Origin of the sequence: Flavobacterium sp. (assembly GCF_036405015.1) — a bacterium.
Classification (GTDB): domain Bacteria; phylum Bacteroidota; class Bacteroidia; order Flavobacteriales; family Flavobacteriaceae; genus Flavobacterium.
On sequence record NZ_DASWYK010000033.1, the window covers coordinates 1 to 1,966 of the forward strand.

Sequence of the window (1,966 nt, forward strand, 5' to 3'; positions counted from 1 at the left end):
AGCAGGAATTTGTTGATGCTATTAAAAAAGATGTAGAATGGTTAGGATATACCTGGGCAGAAGAATGTTATGCTTCAGATTATTTCCAACAATTATACGATTGGGCAGTTTTATTAATTAAAAAAGATAAAGCGTATGTTGATAGTCAATCTTCCGAAGAAATGGCTATTCAAAAAGGAACTCCAACAACTCCAGGAACTGATAGTCCGTACAGAAATCGTTCGGTTGAAGAGAACTTAGATTTATTCGAAAGAATGAAAAACGGTGAATTTGAGGCTGGTACACATATTCTTCGTGCAAAAATCGACATGAAATCAACAAACATGTTGATGCGTGATCCTATCATGTATAGAATTTTACACAAACATCACCATAGAACTGGAGATGCTTGGAAAATCTATCCAATGTACGATTGGGCGCACGGACAAAGTGATTATTTAGAGCAAATTTCACACTCATTTTGTACACTAGAATTCTTGCCTCACCGTGAATTATACGATTGGTTTTTAGATCAGATTTTTGATGATAATAAGCTTCGACCAAAGCAAAGAGAATTTGCTCGTCGTAACTTATCACATACTGTTGTTAGTAAAAGAAAATTACAGCAACTAGTTAAGGAAAAGCATGTTAACGGTTGGGATGATCCAAGAATGTCAACTATTTCTGGGTTAAGAAGACGTGGTTATACTGCTGCTTCATTGCGTAATTTTGCTAACACAATTGGTATTGCAAAACGTGATAATTTGATCAATGTATCGGTTTTAGAATTTTGTATTCGTGAAGATTTGAACAAAATTGCACCTCGTGTAATGGCTGTTTTAGATCCTGTAAAACTGGTAATTACAAATTATCCAGAAGGAAAAGAGGAGTGGTTGGAAGCAGAAAACAATCAAGAAGATGAAAATGCAGGTTTCAGAAAAGTACCTTTTTCACGTGAATTATACATTGAAAGAGAAGACTTTTTAGAAGAAGCTCCAGCTAAATATTTCCGTTTGACTTTAGGAAAAGAAGTACGTCTTAAAAATGCGTATATCATTAAAGGAGAATCAGTTATAAAAGACGCTGAAGGCAATATTACTGAAATTCATGTGACTTATGACACCGATTCTTTAAGCGGAAGCGGAACAGAAGCAAGTCAAAGAAAAGTATCTGGAACTCTACATTGGGTTTCTATAAAACATGCTTTGGAAGCAGAAGTTCGTTTGTACGATCGTTTGTTTACAGATGAAGCTCCAGACAGTTATAAAGAGAAAAATTTCTTAGATTTTGTGAATCCAAATTCATTAGAAATCGTTACTGGATATGTTGAACCAAGTTTATCAACAGCTCAAAATGAAGATAAATTTCAGTTCCAACGTTTAGGATATTTTACTGTTGATAAAGATTCAACTGCTTCAAAATTAGTGTTTAACAAAACGGTTGGATTGAAAGATGCTTGGGAAGAAAAAGGTAAAAAAGAAGAAAACAGCATCAATAATTCTTTAAAAGAAATCAACAAATATTTTAAAGTTGAGAGTAAACCAGAGCGAATTGCAATTGAAAGTGCAATAGGGGAGAACATAAAAAATGTTTCTAGTTTCTCTTTGATTCAGAATTCATTAAAGAAAAATATCAACAATAATAAGGCTTCGCTGTTGTTTTCTCAGTTTATTTTGAAATATTCAAACTGGAAATCTACAGATTTTGAAGAAGAAGATATTAAGAAATTATATTCAATGTCTTTAAAAAGTGAATCGACTTATGTAAGATCAAAAGCACTTTTGAATTTAAGAGATATTGAAACTGAAACTTTGAAAAATCAATTTGATGACGAAATTTTGAAATTATATTCAAATCCACCAAAAAATGCTTCTGAAAGAGAAAATGAAATTCTTTCTGAAATGGTGAAGAAGTAATATCAACTAAATTTATGAAAAGCGCTTTTATAAGCGCTTTTTTTTATTATATAAATTTACTATTAATATTT

The 1,966-nt window shown here is 31.9% G+C and carries 1 protein-coding gene; it reads left to right on the top strand.

What is annotated here, in order from left to right:
* The coding region (locus tag VGE71_RS02775) for a glutamine--tRNA ligase/YqeY domain fusion protein (RefSeq protein WP_331136930.1) at positions 1–1,895 on the top strand (1,895 nt) is incomplete at its 5' end.
* Between the last annotated feature and the right edge of the window lie 71 nt (positions 1,896–1,966).